At 36.2% G+C, this 19,537-nt stretch carries 19 protein-coding genes and 1 tRNA gene; 5 read left to right on the top strand and 15 right to left on the bottom strand.

The window, feature by feature from the left end:
* Window positions 1-374 precede the first annotated feature (374 nt).
* The 5 genes from K332_RS0100195 to K332_RS0100175 form a co-directional block, all read right to left on the bottom strand.
* Window positions 375-848, bottom strand: coding sequence for a tRNA (cytidine(34)-2'-O)-methyltransferase (locus tag K332_RS0100195; RefSeq protein WP_026905603.1), 474 nt, complete (start codon window positions 846-848; stop codon window positions 375-377).
* Between the two features lie 54 nt (window positions 849-902).
* Complete coding sequence (locus K332_RS0100190) at window positions 903-1,748, bottom strand: amidase domain-containing protein (protein WP_026905602.1); 846 nt, start codon at window positions 1,746-1,748, stop codon at window positions 903-905.
* A gap of 42 nt (window positions 1,749-1,790) precedes the next feature.
* Window positions 1,791-2,303: a methylated-DNA--[protein]-cysteine S-methyltransferase gene (locus K332_RS0100185; protein WP_026905601.1), complete on the bottom strand. Its 513-nt coding sequence runs from the start codon at window positions 2,301-2,303 to the stop codon at window positions 1,791-1,793.
* 12 nt (window positions 2,304-2,315) lie between these two features.
* Entirely contained in the window at window positions 2,316-3,467 is a 1,152-nt protein-coding gene (gene queG, locus K332_RS0100180) for a tRNA epoxyqueuosine(34) reductase QueG (protein ID WP_026905600.1), read from the bottom strand.
* Between the two features lie 149 nt (window positions 3,468-3,616).
* Window positions 3,617-3,690: transfer RNA gene (locus K332_RS0100175), tRNA-Gly, on the bottom strand.
* 353 nt (window positions 3,691-4,043) lie between these two features.
* Between K332_RS0100175 and dat the strand changes: the two genes are divergently transcribed.
* The 3 genes from dat (at window position 4,044) to K332_RS0100160 (ending at window position 7,608) form a co-directional block, all read left to right on the top strand.
* Window positions 4,044-4,916, top strand: coding sequence for a D-amino-acid transaminase (gene dat / locus K332_RS0100170; RefSeq protein ID WP_026905599.1), 873 nt, complete (start codon window positions 4,044-4,046; stop codon window positions 4,914-4,916).
* 91 nt (window positions 4,917-5,007) lie between these two features.
* On the top strand, window positions 5,008-5,526 hold the full coding sequence (locus K332_RS0100165; RefSeq protein WP_026905598.1) for an AAA family ATPase: 519 nt from the start codon (window positions 5,008-5,010) through the stop codon (window positions 5,524-5,526).
* An 84-nt stretch (window positions 5,527-5,610) separates the two neighbouring features.
* Complete coding sequence (locus K332_RS0100160; RefSeq protein ID WP_026905597.1) at window positions 5,611-7,608, top strand: S9 family peptidase; 1,998 nt, start codon at window positions 5,611-5,613, stop codon at window positions 7,606-7,608.
* A gap of 479 nt (window positions 7,609-8,087) precedes the next feature.
* Here K332_RS0100160 and K332_RS0100155 read toward each other — a convergent pair whose 3' ends face one another.
* The 7 genes from K332_RS0100155 to K332_RS0100125 form a co-directional block, all read right to left on the bottom strand.
* Window positions 8,088-9,044 (bottom strand): alpha/beta hydrolase, encoded by a 957-nt coding sequence (locus K332_RS0100155; protein ID WP_026905596.1) that lies wholly within the window; start codon window positions 9,042-9,044, stop codon window positions 8,088-8,090.
* Between the two features lie 139 nt (window positions 9,045-9,183).
* Window positions 9,184-10,293, bottom strand: coding sequence for an ABC transporter permease (locus K332_RS0100150; RefSeq protein ID WP_026905595.1), 1,110 nt, complete (start codon window positions 10,291-10,293; stop codon window positions 9,184-9,186).
* Window positions 10,290-11,546 carry an ABC transporter permease gene (locus K332_RS0100145; protein WP_026905594.1) on the bottom strand — a complete coding sequence of 419 codons (1,257 nt, stop codon included), beginning with the start codon at window positions 11,544-11,546 and terminating at the stop codon, window positions 10,290-10,292. The genes K332_RS0100150 and K332_RS0100145 overlap by 4 nt, the downstream gene beginning before the upstream one ends.
* Before the next feature lie 13 nt (window positions 11,547-11,559).
* A complete protein-coding gene (locus K332_RS0100140; protein WP_026905593.1) occupies window positions 11,560-12,492 on the bottom strand; it encodes an ABC transporter ATP-binding protein in 933 nt (310 codons plus the stop codon).
* Between the two features lie 157 nt (window positions 12,493-12,649).
* Window positions 12,650-13,459, bottom strand: a complete 810-nt coding sequence (locus tag K332_RS0100135) for a cytochrome c oxidase assembly protein (RefSeq protein WP_026905592.1) — start codon at window positions 13,457-13,459, stop codon at window positions 12,650-12,652.
* Between the two features lie 107 nt (window positions 13,460-13,566).
* Window positions 13,567-14,196, bottom strand: a complete 630-nt coding sequence (locus K332_RS0100130) for a response regulator transcription factor (RefSeq protein ID WP_026905591.1) — start codon at window positions 14,194-14,196, stop codon at window positions 13,567-13,569.
* 3 nt (window positions 14,197-14,199) lie between these two features.
* Window positions 14,200-15,288: a sensor histidine kinase gene (locus K332_RS0100125; RefSeq protein WP_026905590.1), complete on the bottom strand. Its 1,089-nt coding sequence runs from the start codon at window positions 15,286-15,288 to the stop codon at window positions 14,200-14,202.
* Between the two features lie 142 nt (window positions 15,289-15,430).
* Between K332_RS0100125 and K332_RS0100120 the strand changes: the two genes are divergently transcribed.
* Both K332_RS0100120 and K332_RS0100115 read left to right on the top strand, forming a co-directional pair.
* Window positions 15,431-16,531, top strand: coding sequence for an SDR family oxidoreductase (locus K332_RS0100120; RefSeq protein WP_026905589.1), 1,101 nt, complete (start codon window positions 15,431-15,433; stop codon window positions 16,529-16,531).
* 92 nt (window positions 16,532-16,623) lie between these two features.
* Window positions 16,624-16,824, top strand: a complete 201-nt coding sequence (locus tag K332_RS0100115; protein WP_026905588.1) for a hypothetical protein — start codon at window positions 16,624-16,626, stop codon at window positions 16,822-16,824.
* A 71-nt stretch (window positions 16,825-16,895) separates the two neighbouring features.
* Here K332_RS0100115 and K332_RS0100110 read toward each other — a convergent pair whose 3' ends face one another.
* The 3 genes from K332_RS0100110 to K332_RS0100100 all read right to left on the bottom strand — a co-directional run bounded on the left by K332_RS0100110 (window position 16,896) and on the right by K332_RS0100100 (window position 19,420).
* A complete protein-coding gene (locus K332_RS0100110; protein WP_026905587.1) occupies window positions 16,896-17,777 on the bottom strand; it encodes a TIGR01777 family oxidoreductase in 882 nt (293 codons plus the stop codon).
* Window positions 17,778-18,344: 567 nt separating this feature from the next.
* Window positions 18,345-18,848 carry a DNA-deoxyinosine glycosylase gene (locus tag K332_RS0100105; RefSeq protein WP_026905586.1) on the bottom strand — a complete coding sequence of 168 codons (504 nt, stop codon included), beginning with the start codon at window positions 18,846-18,848 and terminating at the stop codon, window positions 18,345-18,347.
* 5 nt (window positions 18,849-18,853) lie between these two features.
* Entirely contained in the window at window positions 18,854-19,420 is a 567-nt protein-coding gene (locus tag K332_RS0100100) for a DJ-1/PfpI family protein (RefSeq protein ID WP_026905585.1), read from the bottom strand.
* Window positions 19,421-19,537: the final 117 nt, after the last annotated feature.

The following is a 19,537-nucleotide window of genomic DNA, read 5'->3' as shown; positions in this document are numbered from 1 at the left end:
TAATGGGAACAGATATAATAAAGTGTATGTTACATATGGATTTACTTAAAGGAGGATAACATAATGAAATTAGCACTTCTTATTGGTGTGATAGTTACATTCATAGTATCAATCTTTGCTTCTGGTTATGAAGCTAAACCAGGGGTACCAAAGAAAAATCAATAATGTATGAGGAACTAGCTCTTGTATGAAGAGCTAGTTTTTTTGTTTTGGAGTGGGAAATAGCTTCCTGGTACGGAAGAATTTGGTGAGTTAAGCATGAGAGCGTTATCGTGAGACAAGTGCCTGGAAACCTGGAGCATGGGACCAAAACCCAAAACCATGCTACCCACTCACATAAAAAACGCCACCCACTTAAGTGAATGACGTCAATATTACGTTAAATGTGGAAAACCTTGTTGTCTCAAAACTTCATAAATTATAATTGCCGCAGTATTTGATAGGTTCAAGGAACGAACTTTATCATTCATATGAATTCTTAAACATTGATTCTCTTTTCCAACTAGTAAATCCTTAGGTATTCCAGAAGATTCTTTTCCAAATACAAAGAATAAATCTTCATCAGAATTACTAAAGTCAAAATCAGTGTAGTGCTTTGTCCCAAAGTTCTCAATATAATAAAACTTACCCTCTGGAAACTTATCATACAAATCGAATATTGATTGATGCTCCTCGATATCAACATCTTTCCAATAATCTAATCCTGCTCGGCGAACTGCTTTATCTTCAGTAGAAAATCCTAGTGGATGAATTAGATGAAGCTTAGTATCAGTCGCGAGACATGTTCTTCCAATATTCCCGGTATTTGCTGGGATTTCTGGTTCAAATAATACAACATGTACACTCACAATTCATTTCTCCTTGCTCTTTTCCTTTGCATAATCAACTTTACTATTATATCACTATTCGCCAATACGGAAAAACTTATATTGGATATTCGGTGTATATGCAGTAGAATCCTCATAAGACCAGTAACGATGACGACTATTGGATGTATGTGCATTAACAAGTGGCATGCCATTTGCATCCATTGCTACTACAATTGTATTATGGTTCCATCTACCGTCCCCTTCAAAATCATAACAGATAACATCACCTGGCTGTAGTTCTGATGGGGATTCTACTTCTGTTGCTTTTAATCCTTGTGTGGATCCTGTTAGATACCATCTTAATGAATGGGCAACTGCCCAGCTATAACTCCAATTACTTCCCGAATACCACCAACCCTGGTTTCGATTTGGTGCCCCCCGCATTGGAGCACCACCTGCTCGTAAACATTGGGAAATGTAATTCGTACAATCCACTTCAAACTTGTGATACTCAGGATTATAACTATTCCACCATCTTTCTGCATACTGAACAGCTGCACGGCGATCATAGGTAAACCTTTCCGTACTATTACTTTTCAATGTATCAGGTAGTAATTTGTCCAATTGTTCTTCTTGTCCACCATACTCTGATTGTCTATGGTCAATAATCTTTCCAGATTTCAATAAGAATTCATAAGGAATGACCCGCTCTTCTCTTATAAAATGTTTACCCTGCTTCATCAGTATAGATAGGTGAAGATGGTAATAAACTTTCTCTTCTAGACCATAATCCAAACGTTGGTATATATGGCCCCTCCCATTCACCTTAACTATCTTCACATTTCGTTTTTCATTTAATACCTTTTTTCTTTCCCACCAGTCTGCGTTAGACACTTCCGATTCGATGAGTTCTTCCCAAAACCTACTTAACGATTTCATAAATATCCCCTCCATTAGGATATATATGGAGGGAATGCATGTCTAAAGCAATATTTCTTCATGTTTCAGTAAATATTCTTTTTTATCTAAACCACCATTATAACCGATTAATTTCCCATCTGCTCCCATCACCCGATGACAAGGAACAACAATTGAAAAAGGATTTTTATTAACAGCCCCACCAACCGCACGAACTGCTCTCGGATTTCCAATCGCAATAGCAATTTCTTTATAGGATTTTACTTTACCAAATGGAAGTTCATCGACTAATACCTGCCAAACATTCTTCTGAAAGTCTGTACCGTAAAAAGAATATTCAAAGTCAAACTCTACTCTTTCTTTGCGAAAGTACTCATTTAACTGCTTGTTAACATGAGATACTTTATCTTCTGCATGGGTTAGTTGGACATTTTCCAAAAATCGTTTCGTCCATTTTATTAAGCTTTCTTCATTTTGAGAAAAACCACCATAATCAATTCTAACTAATCCTTCACCGTCACTTACAGCTAGCATCGTACCAATAGGTGTTTTGATTTCCCCATAATATAGGTTCAACAATACTTCCCCCTATTCTTTTATAAGTTGAACTTCCTGAAAGGCTAAACCTTTATCCATTTCGAAAAGTACATCCGTATCCTTTTCTTTAAGCATTGCTTCTTGAATGGCCGAAAATGCTTCTTCCGTCCCAATTTTCCCTAAGGACCAAGCAGCTGTACCACGAATCACTGGACGAGGATCACTATTCATAATGTTTATAAGTTCATCAACAGCTGTCTTGTCTTTATAATGACCAAGACCAATTATCGCATTTCGTTGCAGTGGCTTCTTACCACGCCATGCACCAGCAACATGTCCAAAGGTTTCTCTAAATTCACGGTTAGACATAGTTAGCATTGGCTTTAACTTCGGTTTAGCAACATCATCTTCCGGCTCAAGCTCAGGGTGTAGATGGAAATCCTTTTTTAAATTATACGGACACACTAGCTGACATGTATCACAGCCATAAACTCTGTTACCAAGCTTAACGCGAAATTCATCGGCAAGAAAATCCTTCGTCTGAGTAAGGAAACCAATGCAACGTTGCGCATTTAATTGCCCTCCCTGTACAATTGCATCAGTAGGACAAGCATCAATACATTTCCTACAATCTCCACATCCGTCTTCTACCCGTGTATCAGGTACGAATGGAATATTAGTAATCAATTCACCAAGGTAAACAAAGGATCCATATTCTTCAGTAATCAGAATGGTGTTTTTCCCAACAAAACCCACACCTGCACGCTCTGCAACTGCTTTATCCGATAGTTCACCAGTATCCACCATAATCTTTGTTACAGCACCCTCTACTTTTTCGTGAATAAATACCTCTAATTTTCGCAATCGTTCCCTGAGTGCCTCATGATAATCCATTCCCCATGATGCACGACAGAAAAAACCCCTTCGTTCTTCTTTCGTACTTTTTGGTGCATCCTTCCTCATCCGTGACGGGTAGGCAACTGCAATTGAAATGATAGATTGTGCTTCTGGTAAAAGTCGTCTCGGTTCGGTGCGTTCTTCATTAGAACCTTTTTCAAAACCGGATTGATAGTTCAATTCTTGTTGTCGGATTAGCCGTTCTTTAAGCTCACTAAATATATCGGCAGTTGTGAAACCAATCTTATCAATTCCAATTTCTTTACTGTATTCAATGATTTCTTGTTTTAATTGATTTGTATTCATGGACAGTGCCTCCCTTCAAGTTTTATGTTTAACTAACTATAAGATACTATTTGGAAATAAATTTGTTAAGTCATCTGAGGTTTTTTGATGAAAAGGAAAAACGCAACACTTCGTAAGTTATTACGAAATACTGCGTTAGGACATATGTATGGAGCGGGTGATGGGAATCGAACCCACGACATTAGCTTGGAAGGCTAGAGTTTTACCATTAAACTACACCCGCATTGATGAATAGAATTTTTATTTAATTTTATTGACCGAGCCCAATGTGGTCTATTAGACGGAAGTATTGCTCGTTACTATACCTACTATTTTCTGGCTTTTGTTGGTCCCGTAGTCTGTTATCTTAACTTACATTATTTTTGGAATGCAAGAATTAGTATAACAAGAATTTTGTCGAAATGCAAGAGATATTTTTGTGTTTTTTTATTTTCCATTTAATTTACGTTATCTTTAAATTCCTATTTCCCACACCCAATAACAGTATAGATACAATAAGAATAGTATATAAAAACAATCATTTACAACTACTTACAGAAGTATTAAAATAGTCATAATAATAAGGAGGCGAAGGGATTGTCTGTCTTTCCGGTCATTTTGTCACAAGATAAATTTGTACATCGTGACAGTTTAAAATTCCCATTAGAAGAGCGTGCTCTTCAGTTTGGTGATGGAGTATATGAAGTAATTCGTATTTATAATGGTAAGTATTATTTATTCAATGAGCATGTAGACCGACTATACCGTTCTTCAAAAGCTATAAAAATAAAACTCTCTTATTCGAAAGAAAAATTGAAAGAATTGTTACTAGAATTATTGAATCGAAATAAAATGATAGAAGATGGAAAGGTGTACATGCAAATATCTCGAGGTTCTGCACCAAGAGATCATGTTTTCCCAGAAGGTGTGGAACCAAATATTTATGCTTATGTTCAATCTTTACCTCGAAATCTATCAACCATTAAAAAAGGCGTTAGCGTAATTACACACCGCGATATTCGCTGGGAGAACTGCTATATTAAAAGTCTTAACTTGTTACCGAATCTTATGGCAAAGCAAGAGGCAAAAGAAAATGGATGTTATGAGGCAATCCTACACCAGGATGGTCTTGTTACCGAATGTTCCGCTTCTAATGTTTACTTAGTAAAGGATGAAAAAATATTTACCCATCCAACAACAAGAAATATTTTACATGGCTGTGTTCGGATGGCAATTGAAAGATTTGTTGAAGAACTTCAAATCCCATTAGTAGAAGATGCATTTCTCCTTAACGATATCTCAGATGCAGATGAACTATTTCTATCAAGCAGCACATCTGAAATCACACCGATAGTATCTGTGGATGGTCATCCAGTTGGAGATGGTAAACCTGGAGAAATCACAAGAAAACTTCAAGATGCATATGAAAAGGATGCTAATATACAAGAAAACATAATTGCAAATGCATAATTGATGGCTGTCTTACACTAGGGTCCCCCTAACGAGACAGCCTAAATTTCTTGTCTACCATTCAGAATATTTCAATTCAAAGGAGGCCAATATGAAGAAAATTGCCATTCTAGGAAACCCTGGAGCAGGAAAATCAACTCTAGCCAAACAATTAGGGAAATTATTAAATATACCTGTCCATCATATGGATGCTCTATACTGGGAATCTGGTTGGACACCCGCAGAGGAGTCAATATTCATAGATAGACATGATAAGATTCTAAACCAAGAAAACTGGATTATTGATGGAAACTACAGTATTACATTGCCAAAAAGGCTGAAAGATGCCGATACCATTATCTTCTTAAATTACTCTACTCTCCGCTGTTTATATGGAATTACTAAAAGACGTATCATGTATCGAAACAAATCAAGACCAGATATCGGAAAAGATTGCCCAGAAAAATTAGATTGGGAATTTATTTTATGGACCAAAAATCACAACAAAAATAAAGCTTCAAAAACGTACGATAGACTTGCAAAATTAAACAATAAAGCTATACATATTTTTAGAAACCGTAGGCAATTAAACACGTTCTTAGTTGGTTTAAAACAAAATCTAAAAACCTAGCATTTTCTAATTGCTTCGCATCCCGAAATAGTTTAGAATAAGAACAAGTTTTCAAAATAATACTTATATTTGGAGGTTTTTTAGATGGCTAAACGCGCTATATCTACTAAAGACTTTATGAATCTTGATGTTTTCAGCGATCCACAGTTTTCACCTGATGGTACAGCTTTCGCTTATGTTTCTACAAATGTAAATGAACAGAAAGAATATGAATCTAATTTATTTGTTCAACGTGTGGACGATGAGACTTCAAAACAATGGACATTTGGTCATGATAAAAATAGCAATCCTCGTTTTTCACCTAATGGAAAATCTGTTGTGTTCCAATCTACTCGCAGTGGAATTCCACAGCTTTGGTTACTTCCACTTGATGGTGGTGAGGCTAAACAGCTTACTACATTTAAAAATGGTGCAGTAAATCCAGAATGGTCTAAAGATGGAAAGTTCATCGTCTTCACCGCTTCCCTAGAACAAGATGATGATGTTACCGTTCAAAAGGAACTTTCAAAAGAAGAAATGAAAAAAGAAAAAGAAGAAAAAGGTAAGAAGCCACTACATGTAAAAAACTTACGCTATAAATCAGATGCACAAGGATTTTTAGACGAAAAGAAATCACAAATCGTGCTTTATGATGTGGAAAAAGAAACTTTCACTCAGTTAACTACTGGAGATTTTCATCACGGATTCCAAGATATTTCTCCTGATGGTTCGACTATTTTGTTTTCCGCAAACCTGAGCATTGAGGAAGAATATGAGTTAAAAAGTGATGTTTATACATTAGATGTATCTACTAAAGAAATTACTAAACTAACAGATGGTGAAGGTTCTTACTATACTGCGAGTTTCTCTCCTAGCGGAAAGAAAATTGCATATCTTGGTCATAAACAAGAATACCTAAATGCAACGTTAACCAAACTTTATATTTATGATGTGGAAACAGGAGAACACACTTGTTTAAGTGAAGGCTGGGATATTCAAATAGGAGATATGATTGCTGGGGATACCCGCCTAGGTTCTTCAGAGAATGGACCTGTCTGGTCTCAAGATGAAAACCGTGTATTTTTCATTGGATCTGACAAGGGAGCAACAAACCTATATGAGGTAGGGATGCAGGGTGAACTAAATGAACGTTACAATATGGATAGCCATGTTTTTGGATTCTCTTATGACCCAAGTAAAGATTCTTTTGTTGTTGGTGTAAGCACACCTACAAATCCTTGTAATTTCTATTTATTAGATGCATCTTTACATGCAACACAACTAACAGATGCAAATAGAGATTTTCTTGATGAAGTAGAGGTAGGCGAACCTGAAGCGATTTCCTTTAAAGCTGAAGATGGTTGGGATGTTCATGGATGGCTTTTACGTCCATATGGATTTGAGGAAGGAAAGAAATATCCAATGGTTCTAGAAATTCATGGTGGACCACATGTGATGTACGGTCAAACATTCTTCCATGAAATGCAACTTTTAGCAGCACAAGGATATGTTGTTCTTTACACGAATCCACGTGGTGGACATGGTTATGGACAAGAATTTGTAAATGCTTGTCGTGGCGATTATGGTGGCGGAGATTATCGTGACCTAATGTCTGCAGTTGATTATGCCGTTGAAACATTTAACTTTATCGACAAAGATCGTCTCGGTGTTACTGGGGGGAGCTATGGTGGCTTTATGACAAACTGGATAGTTGGTCATACAAATCGCTTCAAAGCAGCTGTTACCCAACGCTCTATCAGTAATTGGTTAAGCTTCTACGGTGTAAGTGATATTGGTTACTTCTTTAACAAATGGCAGCATGGACATGATTTACTAGATGACCCAGAAGCATTATGGGATATCTCCCCGTTAAAATATGCAGGTAACGTAGAAACACCACTATTAATCTTGCATAGCGAAAATGATTACAGGTGTCCTATCGAACAAGGGGAACAATTATTTGTGACTCTTAAACACCTAAAGAAAGAAACTGAATTTGTCCGCTTCCCTGGTTCTAATCATGAGTTAAGCCGAAGTGGTAAGCCTGAACTGCGTGTAGAACGATTAAATTATATTTGTGATTGGTTTGAGAAGTATCTATAGAATAAAAACACGGGTGTCTCTTGATTTTTAGAGACACCCGTGTTTTTATTGATTTCCATTATTGGAAACCCTTGTGTGATTATACAGCGTTTCATGAATAGGAAAACATGGGCCCGATTCGGAAAAACATGAGACCGCCTAATCAGATCATGGGCCCAATTCAGAAAAACATGATACCGCCTAATCAGATCATGGGCCCAATTCGGAAAAACATGAGACCGCCTAATCAGATCATGAGCCCGATTCAGAAAAACATGGACCCCCCCTAATCAGATCATGGGCCCGATTCGGGAAAATATGAGACCGTCTAATCAGATCATGGGCCCAATTCGGGAAAACATGATACCGCCTAATCAGATCATGGGCCCAATTCGAAAAACATGGACCCGCCTAATCAGATCATGCAATGTTTTAAATACCCCAGTTAATAAAATAGGGATACAAATCTGATGATTCGTATCCCCTAGTAAATTGCTAAACTATCTATCCAAATTGTCTTCTAAGAACTTATTCAACACCTGAATATATTTCTCCTCATCCATCACAAACGACTCCCCATGATTCGCTCCTTCAAATGTAACAAGCTCTGCTTTACTATTCGTGTTTTCATAAAGCTCATGAGCCATTTCTGTCGGAACAAATGTATCAGCGTCTCCAGCAATATAAAGAATAGGAACTTCTGCTTTTTTCACTTGCTTCAAGGCAGATGCCTCGGTCAAGGAATAACCAGCTTTAGCATTCGTAACAATACTAGTTGAGTGAATAAAAGGAAACGGTGGGAGTTTAAACATTCTTTTAATCTGGTAAGAGAATAAATCATAAACACTTGTGTATGGGCTATCTGCAATAACTAATTTCACATTATCCGGAAGTTCTTCCCCAGCAGTCATTAGGACGGTTGCAGCGCCCATGGATAGGCCATGTAATATAATCTCCGTATCTGTTCCAAGTTTTTCGATCAAGGCATTAATCCAATCGACATAATCAAGTCGATCAGGCCAACCGAAACCGATGTAGTCCCCTTCACTTCTTCCATGTCCGCGGGAATCAGCAGTAAAGAAATTGTAGCCTAATTCCTCATAATAATATTGACCATATAAACCCATATCACTTCCACGACCAAGATATCCGTGTGCAGCTATAACTAGTTTATTTGTTGGTTCTTTCGCTTCGAGGAAATACCCCTGAAGGAGTAATCCATCTCTTGAGGTCATTTCTATATGTTCAAATTCCTGATTGGCAACCCAATCACGCCAACCGCCTTCAAGCAAAACCTCCATGGTTTCAGCTGATACTTCCAAATCTTTATTACCACTTAGGAAATCCTTTGGTCCGCGATTAATAGCCAAGTCATAAAAATAAAAGCTTGCAATAACATCTATAATCAACAGGACAACAAAAAATCCTGCTACAATTTTTAGTATCTTTTTCTTCACCTTTCTTCCCCCTAGGATGCTGCTCGTGTTGTAATCTATAATACTATTATACTAAAAATTTTCACACTATTTCATTGGTAGATATTTGAAAAGCCACCATCTATTATGAGATGGTGACTTTTTCTAACAAGCAATCCGATCAAATATGCCTTCTCTCCATTAAATGAATTCCTAGTCCCGTCATAACAACGCCCATTAATATCAGGATACTAATTGGAAACAATAGCTCCTCTAATGGATATCCATAAACTGCCGCCCCTTGTAATACTTCCATTCCATAGGTTAGTGGATTTATTTTTGCCAACATAAGTAATAGTTTCGATTCGACAATTTCGATTGGCCAATAGGCACCACCAATCATTGCCATACTCACTGCAAGTAACGGTAAAACAGCATTGAACTGTTGTGAATTCTTGACAATTGCAGAGATTAGAATAGTGAGTGCAACAACAGAAAATACATACGGGATGAGGAGTAATAAAGTTTCAAGAAATCGTCCATGAAAATCTACCCCTATAACATAACGGAACATTGAAAAAATAACAAGAACTTGAAAGTATCCTGTAATGAAGCTATATAATAAATTGGCTACATACATTTCTGATTTTTTTAGAGGAGATAAAATCATTCGGTCCCAAATACCATCTCTTTTTTCGGTTAGAATTGGTAAAACATTATAAGCAATTGTGTAAATGACAAAGAATAACGAAAAGCCAAATATGCGGTGTAAGGAATTATCATATACAAAAGCACCTTCTCCTCGAAAACTTGCTGATTCAAGATTAAAAATTGGCCTCTCCATCACTTGATCCATTTCACTTAAAATATTTCCTTTATCAGAAACATCCTGTCCTGCAGCTAATAGAATTTGTTCCCGTTCTTTTTTTTCATGATATATACCTAAAATGATTTGTTGTACCAAACTCGTATTAAAGGAATCTACCCCAACGATAATGTTAAAATCATTTTCTTGTAAAATAACACCTATTTCAGCATTTCCTGTCTCAATCTTTTCCTTTAATTCATCTTCTGTCATCCAACTAAATTGGAAACCTTCCTGTTCCTCAATTTGCTGACCAATAAAGGAATCTTTTATCTCATCATTTACAGCATGGATAGGAACATAAGCTTTATCAACATTTGCTCCTCCGAATATAAAAGCAAAAAACATCGACATGCCTGTGAAAATTAGAAAGGTCCAAGGATTACGAATAAAGCTTTTTAGTTTCGCTAATAAGATTCCAATCATGCAGCCACCCCTCTCTTAGGAAAACATATTGCTGCCACGATGACTGTCAGTAACGAAAACATTACTAGAAACATCAGATTATCGGTGATTCCTGCAATACCATCTCCCCTTAATAAGGTTAAATAAGCTGTTAATCCTGCACCATTTGGGGTCATATTCCCAATCGTTTGAATCAATGGTGAAAAATCCCCGATTGGATAAAAACTTCCCCCAAGTACCGCAAGCAATGTGGCAATAATATTCATAAAAAAGTTTGTAATAGTCTCTGAATTTAGTCGATAACTTAAAGCTGACAGTAAAACTGCTAGACCACCAACTGACAAAGAAAATGAAAATGTAACAATAAGGAAGTCAACGATATTCGGGAAACTAATTCCATAAACAAGCCATGAAAAAGTAAAAATAATCATTGTTTGAATAAAGGCAAAAATTGTCCCCGCCGTCAAAATTCCCATGAAATAAACCCATCTGGAAACATTTGCTAAAATAATCCGATTAAAAACGTTTAATTCCTTTTCATGAAATGCATAATAAGCAATTGCTCCTGCTAAGAACAAGACATTCATTACCGTCATTCCAATAGTATAATAAGAACTAGCCGATACAGGATTTTTCTCATTAATAGAAATTACTTGCCCCTTAATTGGCTGAATTTCAATTGTATATAAATCAATACCGTTTTTGCCTAAAAAGCTTCCTTTTGTAAGCTGTTCTTGGAATTGAGTAAGAAAGTTAGAAATAATACTTGTTCTAACCTGTTGTTCCTCGTTATAGGTTACTAGTAGTGTGGGTGGTTCTGTTTTTTCTAGGACTATCGATTCCAGTACATCATAAGAAAAGCTTTCAGGAACCTCTATAATAGCGGTATAGGAGTCGTCATCTTTTATTTCTTCTTTTTCGGATGACCCGAAGTGGTTAACCTCCAAAAAGTTACTAACTTCTTCACTTTCCAATACAGACCGTAAACTCCTAATAGGTGCCATAGTATCGATAGTGTTTTCAATCGCCACGACCGCTTCTGTTGGAAGTTTCTCATGCAAATCAGCAAGAAATTGTTCTATTTCTTTTTGTTCTTCTCCATGCTCTAGTAATGCAACCTTCATCTTAATTGGGCTACTTTCATTTTGAAAGTCACTGCCTAAAGCAGCTCCTAAAATTGCAATTAAGATAATAGGTAATGCAAGAAAAAGAAGTAGCTGTTGGGGGTTACGCCAAAATAACAGTCCCTGTTTTTTTATAATTTGCCATATCATGTTCCCATCACCCCTAATCCCTTAAAGCTCTACCAGTTAAATGTAAGAACACATCCTCAAGAGTAGGTGTTTTATTATCAACCGAAAGTAACTCAAGACCAGTAGATTCTGCTAGTTTAATAATTTCAGAAAAGACATTGGCTTCGCGAGGAACGAGAATGGTAACTTCTTTTTCTCCAATAGTTACTCGATTGATCAATGAGTGTTGTTCTAATGCTTCAACAAATTTCCCGTTTATTCTATCCGCTCTAATTAAAATTGTTTTCTCAGAAGAAAGTATTTGTTTAATCTCATCCTTTGTACCAGATGCAATAAGATTCCCTTTGTCCATAATATAGATACGATCACAAAGAAACTCTACTTCCTCCATGTAATGACTTGTATACAATACAGTCATACCTCTTTCTTCATTAAGCCGCTTCACTGTCTCTAGAATATAATTTCTAGACTGCGGGTCAATGCCAACGGTTGGTTCATCCATGATAAGCATTTCCGGATCGTGTAACATCGCGACACCAATATTAAGTCTTCGCTGCATTCCACCAGAAAAATTCTTCACCACATCTTTCCTACGGTCAGTAAGCCCAATTTGTTCTAGCACTTCATCTACTTTCCTATTTAATTCCTTCCCCCCTAATCGATAGATTCTCCCGAAAAACAACAAATTTTCTTCAGCAGTAAGATCCGTATATAATGCAATATTTTGTGGTACCATACCAACAATTTTACGAAAGGCTGCTGGATTCTTTAAAATACTTTTATTGTCAAATCGCACATCCCCTCCTGTAGGCTCAACAAGAGATGAGAGCATCGATATCGCAGTCGATTTCCCCGCACCATTTGGTCCTAATAAACCAACAATCTCTCCACGTTCAATAAACATATTTAAATTTTTCACTGCATACATTTGTTTAAATTTCTTTGTTAAATCCACTAATTCAATCATTCGTATCCCCTCCTACTATTAGAATAGGATAGTTTATATCGTATAAACACTATCCGGAGTCATGAAAGTATGGTTTTAAGACATGACTAGAGTCACTTATTATTCAGTAAGTTGCAGCACACAAAAAACCCCTCTATGTAAAGAGGGGCTCTTTATGTTATTTAGTTATCATTCTTCTTTTTGCAAATAAAGAAATCATCAAGATAATGAGTCCTGATATTATCCAAACAATTCCACCGATGTGCTGTTCTGCGACAGGTTCAAATGGTAAGAGTAGCAACACTAATTCAGGTGAGAGTGTTTCACCTGCCGGTAGACAAACCTCTAATGCCTGCGTAAATGTTGTTAAATCGGTATAGGCTTGATAAAGAATTTCTTTTGATAAAACTAATATACCACCAAGTGGCAAGATTAAAGCCATACATATCAGATGATACATGGTAGTTGACTTTAGAGTCGCTTTCTTTGAGATAATTGGTATCCATAATAGAATACCAGTTATAAATAACAGGAATAAATACAAATAATTCCCGTACAAATCAACTCTTGCCTGATCAAAGATTGGTGGATGATGGTAGCCGTATAAAGCCAAAAAGAATAATCCAATCGTGCAATATGGTTTAATGATAAAATTAATTAGTTTAGCGAGAAATTTAACCTGTAAAGCTAGAACAATAATTTTCCGCTTCATCCCAATTATTAACAATGGTGGAGCTATCAATACTAGCAAAACAACCTGTATGATATGTGCGCTAAACTGAATTCTACCAATAATATTTAATGGACTAGCTGCACCAATGAATACGACAACAAGTCCAAGGAAGAATACAATCTGTTTCCATAGTGGATGGTCCTTCTCCTGTGGTAGTATAAATAAATAGATAATTACTGTAAACGCTAGAAAAAGAAATATTCCTGAATTCCAAAGGGAGGAAAACGGAAATTCCTCTAACATAATGTCAAGCATCTAGAACACCTTCTTATTTTATGTTTCTTAATGTAAGTATAAAGGATAAAAGTACTTCTTTTAGGTCCTAGATATTACAAATTATCGAAGCCTTGCTTCTGTACCTTTCATATATCATGCTTAACAGCATAGATTGCTAGTTGTGTTCTGTCTCGTAATCCAGTTTTTTGTAACACTTGAGTCAAATGATTTTTCACAGTTCCAATCGATAAATAAAGCTCGTCTGCAATTTCTTTATTTGTTTTTCCCTCACCTATTAACTTCGTGATGGATAATTCTCTAGGAGATAAATAAACAGATACAGTTTCCTTTTTCTCCCGTCGAAGCAACCTAGGCAACACTTTTGCCGCCACCTCATCATGGATTGTTAGACCACCACTCATACAACTATAAACAGCATCAATTAACTTTCCTGAATCTGCAGTCTTCAATAAAAAACCATTTGCACCTTCTTTTAAAGCTTGCATGGCATATTCATCATCATTAAATGTAGTTAAAATTAATATCTTCACAGCCGGCCACTGTTTTTTGATTATTCTTGTAGCCTCAAGGCCGTTCATTACGGGCATTCTAACATCCATCATGACGAAATCAATAGAATACTTTTGTAAGATTTCAATTGCTTCCGCACCATTACTAGCCTCATGCGTTACCTTAATATCCTCATCTTGTTCAAGAATCACTTTCAAGCCCTGCCTCACAATAGCTTGATCTTCAACCAATAGTACTTTCCACATACTTTATCCCCCATTCACAGTTGGAATAATACCAGAAATGGTAAAGCTACTTTCTTTTTGATATACATCCAATCGACCATTTATTTCTTCTACTCTTTTTTTCATATTCGTTAAACCAAACCCAAATTCAAAAGGCTTTTTCTCATAAATAGTATTCGATACCTCAAACGTTACATTGCCGATAGCTGATTTTCCTAGGATTACCCGTACCTCTCTTGAATGACCGTGACGCATAGCATTCGTCAACGCCTCCTGAATAACGCGATATAAAACCACACTATTTTGATTCGATAAAGGAACAGTTAGTACCCCTTGTTTGATGGTAAACTGAACAACTATCTGACTCTCTGCTTCAAGGCGCCTAATGAGATTCACAACCGTAGCAATTCCCTCACTATCTTTAGATTGCAGAGCTTTTACCGCATGTCGTGTCTCCCCTAAACTCTCCTCAGCCATTTTCTTTAAATCACGATAATCCTCATTCTTCGTTTGAATTGCTAACATTTCAAGCTTCATAATTAATGCCGTCAATCGATGCCCTACAGAATCATGAATATCTCGTGCAATTCTATTCCGTTCTTCTGTCCTCGCGTCTTGTTCCGCTAGTAATACAACCCTTTTTTGCTTGCGATATTCCCCTAATAATTGTTCATATAGCTTACGTTGCTCTGTTAACGATACATTAGACTCATTCAATGCCAAAATTAGAAAATAAAGCATTACCATAATGAGCGTCAGTCCAATGATAGTATATCCCTGATAAAAGCCGATAGTGATGGAGAGAATAAAATTAACAATCAGATAGACTTTTAACTTAGTTTCCTGTAGTCGTAAAGATGCAATGATAGATACATAAAATAATAGAATAATAGTTAAAAGATTTCCCTCAGTGACCAATAAATCATGCACTACGATAGAAAACGATAAAAGTATGTATAAAGAAATAAAGGCCTGCTGTAAGGACAAAAAAAAGAATACGCCCAATGTCGCTGCAAAAAACAAAACACTTAATCCATAATTATCACTGTATTGAATAATGGAATAGGACCATAATGCAACAAACATGATAAAACGAAACCAAAATTTTTTCATAATACCCTACTTTCCTAGTCTTATAATATTATAAATAATTACTATAATTTTAACATAGACCAGAATTATTAAATTGTAAAATTTGCCCAGAAAGGAATTTTGCATGTATTTGTCGAATTAAAATAGATAAGGAGGAATTATAATGTATTATTCATTTTTTATTACCGGATTTCCAGGGTTTCTTGCTTCAAGTTTGATAAAACAGATGATACATGACCACCAAAAGAATATAAAACATATATATTTATTAATATTACCTAGTCAAAAGTCACTAGCCGAAACTACATTAGAAGAGATTATTAACCAAGCCGGGCTAACAAGGAAGCAGTTTACTATCGTGATTGGGGATATAACTAAAGAAGGTCTTGGACTAGAATTAGAGAGAATGGACCCCTTGAAGGAACAAGTCACCCACGTCTTTCACCTAGCCGCCATCTATGATTTAGCAGTTCCAAAGGATATTGCTTATGAAGTGAATGTTAATGGCACAAGGAACGTAAACAACTGGTTATCCAACCTCAATAATCTTAAACGATACATTTACTACAGTACTGCATATGTTTCCGGAAAACGCGAAGGAAACATCTACGAGCACGAACTAAAAAAAGGACAAGAATTCCGAAATCATTATGAACATACTAAATACTTAGCAGAAATCCTTGTTCAAGATAAAATAGAAACGATTCCAACAACAATTATTCGTCCAGGAGTCGTAAAAGGCCACTCTAAAACAGGTGAAACGATAAAATTTGATGGACTATATTTTCAGTTAAATGTATTGGAAAAATTAAAGTTCTTACCCGTAATTCCTTATTTCGGAAAAGGAACGGCAGAAGGAAACTTTGTCCCTTCTGATTATGTGTTGGAAGCAACTAGTTATCTAGCAATCCATCCAGTCGGGGAAGGTAAAGTTTATCACTTAACTGACCCGAAACCCTATAGGATGTGGGAACTCCAAATGATGCTTACAGAGGAATACTTAGGAAGAAAACCAAAAGGTCGAGTCCCACTTTCAGCAACAAAAGCATCCCTACGAATAAAAGCAATAAGGAAGTGGTTACAAGCTGAGGCTGAGGCAATGGATTACTTTACAATCCATTCTTCTTATGACTGTAGTCAAGCTTTACATGACTTAGAAGGATCCGATATTAATTGTCCAGATTTTAAAGATACCCTCGGTCCCATGGTTCGTTTCTATCATAACTATAAAGATGATAGTAGCAAGCATATAAAAATAAATTAGTGAAAGTTGCTTAGAAAAAATCCACACCAAGTAATCTTTAAAAAGCATAGTATTATATTTGTAACTAATATCATAGTAAGGAGGAAAGAATTATGGAAGAAGGGATCGAAGTAGCTATACACTATACGAATAACTATCATGAAACATACACTATCGATAAAGAAAAATTGGTTTTAATAAAAAAGGAAGTGACTGATGAAACCTCTAGTACCTTTAACATAAATGACAAAGTATTTTTAAAAAGTAAAATTGCCTCAGTAGTTGTGGGTAATTTTGGGGTTCAATATTATTAACAATTATAAACATAAGTTTTAGCGTGTCACCCTACATTAGCCATTAATGTAGAGTGACACGCTTTCCATCCTCAAATAATATCCTTCAACGTACTATCTAATTCTTTATAGATGAAATCAAAATCAGCTTGGTTTAACCTTTCAGGAAGCACCCAACGACTCTTCAAAACCAGTTCCGATTCTGTTCTAATTACAAATGCCCCTAACTCTATCATCCATTTTGACGCAGGTATTCCAATTTTCTTCCCCATGCACTTTCGAATTGACCTCATGAATTCTTCATTACTTATCGGATTTGTAGAAGAACAAATGAATGTACCTTCTAGATCTGGTCTATTTTGAAGGAAATGAACAATCCGGAATAAATCTTCAATATGAATCCAACTTATTTTTTGCTTACCATTACTCTGCTTTCCACCAAGCCCAAACTTTACTAAATTTCGATAAGGGGTAAACGCACCACCCTCCTTTCCTAACACAATAGCTATACGAAGGGCAATTTTCCTTGTGTTAGGCAAGTCAAATTTATTAAATTCTTCCTCCCATTTAGAGGCAACGTCGACTGAAAAGCCTGTACCAATTTCACCATCAGTCTCTCTCATCGGTCGATCATCAGCATCTCGATAAATAGTTACCGTACTCGAATTCATCCAAACCTTTGGTGGGTGCTTACAAGCTAAAATACACTCTCCTAGTATCTTCGTTGTTGTAATTCTTGAATCGATAATTGCTTGTTTATTCTTTTCATTATATCGACAGTTAATTGATTTACCAGCGAGATTAATGACCATTTCAGCATCTTCAAGTGCCACAATTATTCCTTGTTTATCATCCCAAGTAATGTGCTCTCTCTGCCTAGATATGATCAAGACAGTATACCCGAGCTTGTTAAATCTATTCTCAAAATATTTCCCAATAAATCCTGTTCCTCCAGCTAAGATCACTTTCTTCATAAAACCCATCTCCCAGTTTATTTTCTGTTCTATTTTTCCTTTAAAATAGCACTAGCCCTATAGCCCCTCACACGACAAATTTCTATGAATAACGATATGGGTAGGTATTTTTGAGTAGCAAACTAAAATTATGAGAATATTTTACCATTTCGCAATAATCTCGATACGAGACCCCTTCATATGTAGTATAATAAGGTGGACAATACTGTAGGCTGAGAACCGACTGAGGAAATTGGAGATAGTGGCGGCTTCAAAAAAATCCCCCATGAAAGGGGCTGAAGCTTGTGATCCCAATTGACAAGACCATTGAGCTAATGATTATGTTCTCAACACTTGTATTGTTAGTTGTGAACACCCGTGAAAAAAAGTAATCACCCTGAATCTCACATGAAACCAGGATAATTACCTTTTTCACCAAGAAAGGAAGTCGCCGCAGCCTACGAAATTGTCCGAGTCGTAAGTTGCAGCTTACGACTCACCCTACTTATAGCTAACGACTCTCCCAAATTCAATTATACCGAATTAATTATGTCCCATACAATACTTTTTTGAAAATTACATTTTTTTCTATAAATATCTTACTATCTGCTTCCATATCTCAAGCTTCTCTTCCAAGTTTTTATTAAATTTTCCAGGGATGGGACTAGAAGATGGAAGCTTAATTACCGGTATATTGAATAGCGACTCCGGCAAATAGTACTTTTTCAACGTATGAAAGGATTTTGTTCCATTACAAGCAATAAGTCGTATCGAGGGGAATTCATTAATCAACCTTGGAATATCATTTGGCTCTTCGCCCTTTATGGCCGAATCCAAACTCCCATCCCGATAGCAGGTCCCAATTGTATCCCATAGTGCAATTCCCTTTTCTTTTATAAATTCAATTTTATCCTCATAATTCTCTACAGTTGTTCTGTCATATAATCCAAAGATAATCTTCCAAAAATGATTACGGGGATTCCCGTAATATTCTTGATGCGTAAGTGAAAGTACACTTGGCATAGAACCTAAAATTAATACCTTTGAATTCTCTTTAATCACTGGTGGAAGTCCTACAATTTTTTCAGGCATTTGATTTAAACTTCTCCCTTACAAAATTTCATTGCACCTTCCCGCTGATCTTCACTATTCCATAATTCTAATTGATCTGCTACTGCTAATGTGAACTCTGGAAATGCTGTTCCTTTAGCGGTGACGATGTTCTCCACAACTTCTATTCGATTTCCTGTATATTCTGCACCGATAAAAACATCCTTAAACGATTCATATGTATTTGGAGTACATGTGAATTTTTCACCTGATAATAATCCTGCCTTCCCAAGCAGTGTAGAAGAGGCACATATAGCTGCAATTGGTTTCTCATAATGGTTAAATTCCTGTAGAATTCTTTGTAATTGAACATTCTCTAAAACCTGCGAAACCCCATCTCCACCTGAAATAAGAAATAAATCATAATCTAGAGGATTCACTTTAGATATGGCTATTTGTGCATGTGTAATAAGGCCACCAAGACTTTCAACCGGTTCTCCATCTACAGTAGCTGTTGTCACCTTAGCCTTTCCAAGCTTCCGTAGAAAGAAAAGTGTATGTCCGATTTCAAAATCTGCATACATTGGATAAGCAAAAAATAATACGTTTACCATTTTATCCTCTCCCTTTTTGGTTTATATAAAGGCTTATCTAATCTTTTTCAACGGTTTCCAAACACCATTAAATTGTCAAACATTAACAAATTTAAGAAGACCCCACAAAGAGGTCTC

Source organism: Paucisalibacillus globulus DSM 18846 (assembly GCF_000482485.1).
Classification (GTDB): domain Bacteria; phylum Bacillota; class Bacilli; order Bacillales; family Amphibacillaceae; genus Ornithinibacillus; species Ornithinibacillus globulus.
Note: the sequence above shows the minus strand (reverse complement) of the source record. Positions and strands in the feature narration are given on the sequence as shown.

Coding starts and splice junctions, on each gene's coding strand:
- K332_RS0100100 (WP_026905585.1), bottom strand. CDS start 19,420: ATGGTAAACGTATTATTTTTTGCTTATCCAATGTATGCAGATTTTGAA.
- K332_RS0100145 (WP_026905594.1), bottom strand. CDS start 11,546: ATGATATGGCAAATTATAAAAAAACAGGGACTGTTATTTTGGCGTAAC.
- K332_RS0100160 (WP_026905597.1), top strand. CDS start 5,611: ATGGCTAAACGCGCTATATCTACTAAAGACTTTATGAATCTTGATGTT.
- K332_RS0100135 (WP_026905592.1), bottom strand. CDS start 13,459: ATGCTTGACATTATGTTAGAGGAATTTCCGTTTTCCTCCCTTTGGAAT.
- K332_RS0100190 (WP_026905602.1), bottom strand. CDS start 1,748: ATGAAATCGTTAAGTAGGTTTTGGGAAGAACTCATCGAATCGGAAGTG.
- K332_RS0100120 (WP_026905589.1), top strand. CDS start 15,431: ATGTATTATTCATTTTTTATTACCGGATTTCCAGGGTTTCTTGCTTCA.
- K332_RS0100105 (WP_026905586.1), bottom strand. CDS start 18,848: ATGCCTGAAAAAATTGTAGGACTTCCACCAGTGATTAAAGAGAATTCA.
- queG (WP_026905600.1), bottom strand. CDS start 3,467: ATGAATACAAATCAATTAAAACAAGAAATCATTGAATACAGTAAAGAA.
- K332_RS0100165 (WP_026905598.1), top strand. CDS start 5,008: ATGAAGAAAATTGCCATTCTAGGAAACCCTGGAGCAGGAAAATCAACT.
- K332_RS0100110 (WP_026905587.1), bottom strand. CDS start 17,777: ATGAAGAAAGTGATCTTAGCTGGAGGAACAGGATTTATTGGGAAATAT.
- K332_RS0100140 (WP_026905593.1), bottom strand. CDS start 12,492: ATGATTGAATTAGTGGATTTAACAAAGAAATTTAAACAAATGTATGCA.
- K332_RS0100115 (WP_026905588.1), top strand. CDS start 16,624: ATGGAAGAAGGGATCGAAGTAGCTATACACTATACGAATAACTATCAT.
- K332_RS0100130 (WP_026905591.1), bottom strand. CDS start 14,196: ATGTGGAAAGTACTATTGGTTGAAGATCAAGCTATTGTGAGGCAGGGC.
- K332_RS0100125 (WP_026905590.1), bottom strand. CDS start 15,288: ATGAAAAAATTTTGGTTTCGTTTTATCATGTTTGTTGCATTATGGTCC.
- K332_RS0100150 (WP_026905595.1), bottom strand. CDS start 10,293: ATGATTGGAATCTTATTAGCGAAACTAAAAAGCTTTATTCGTAATCCT.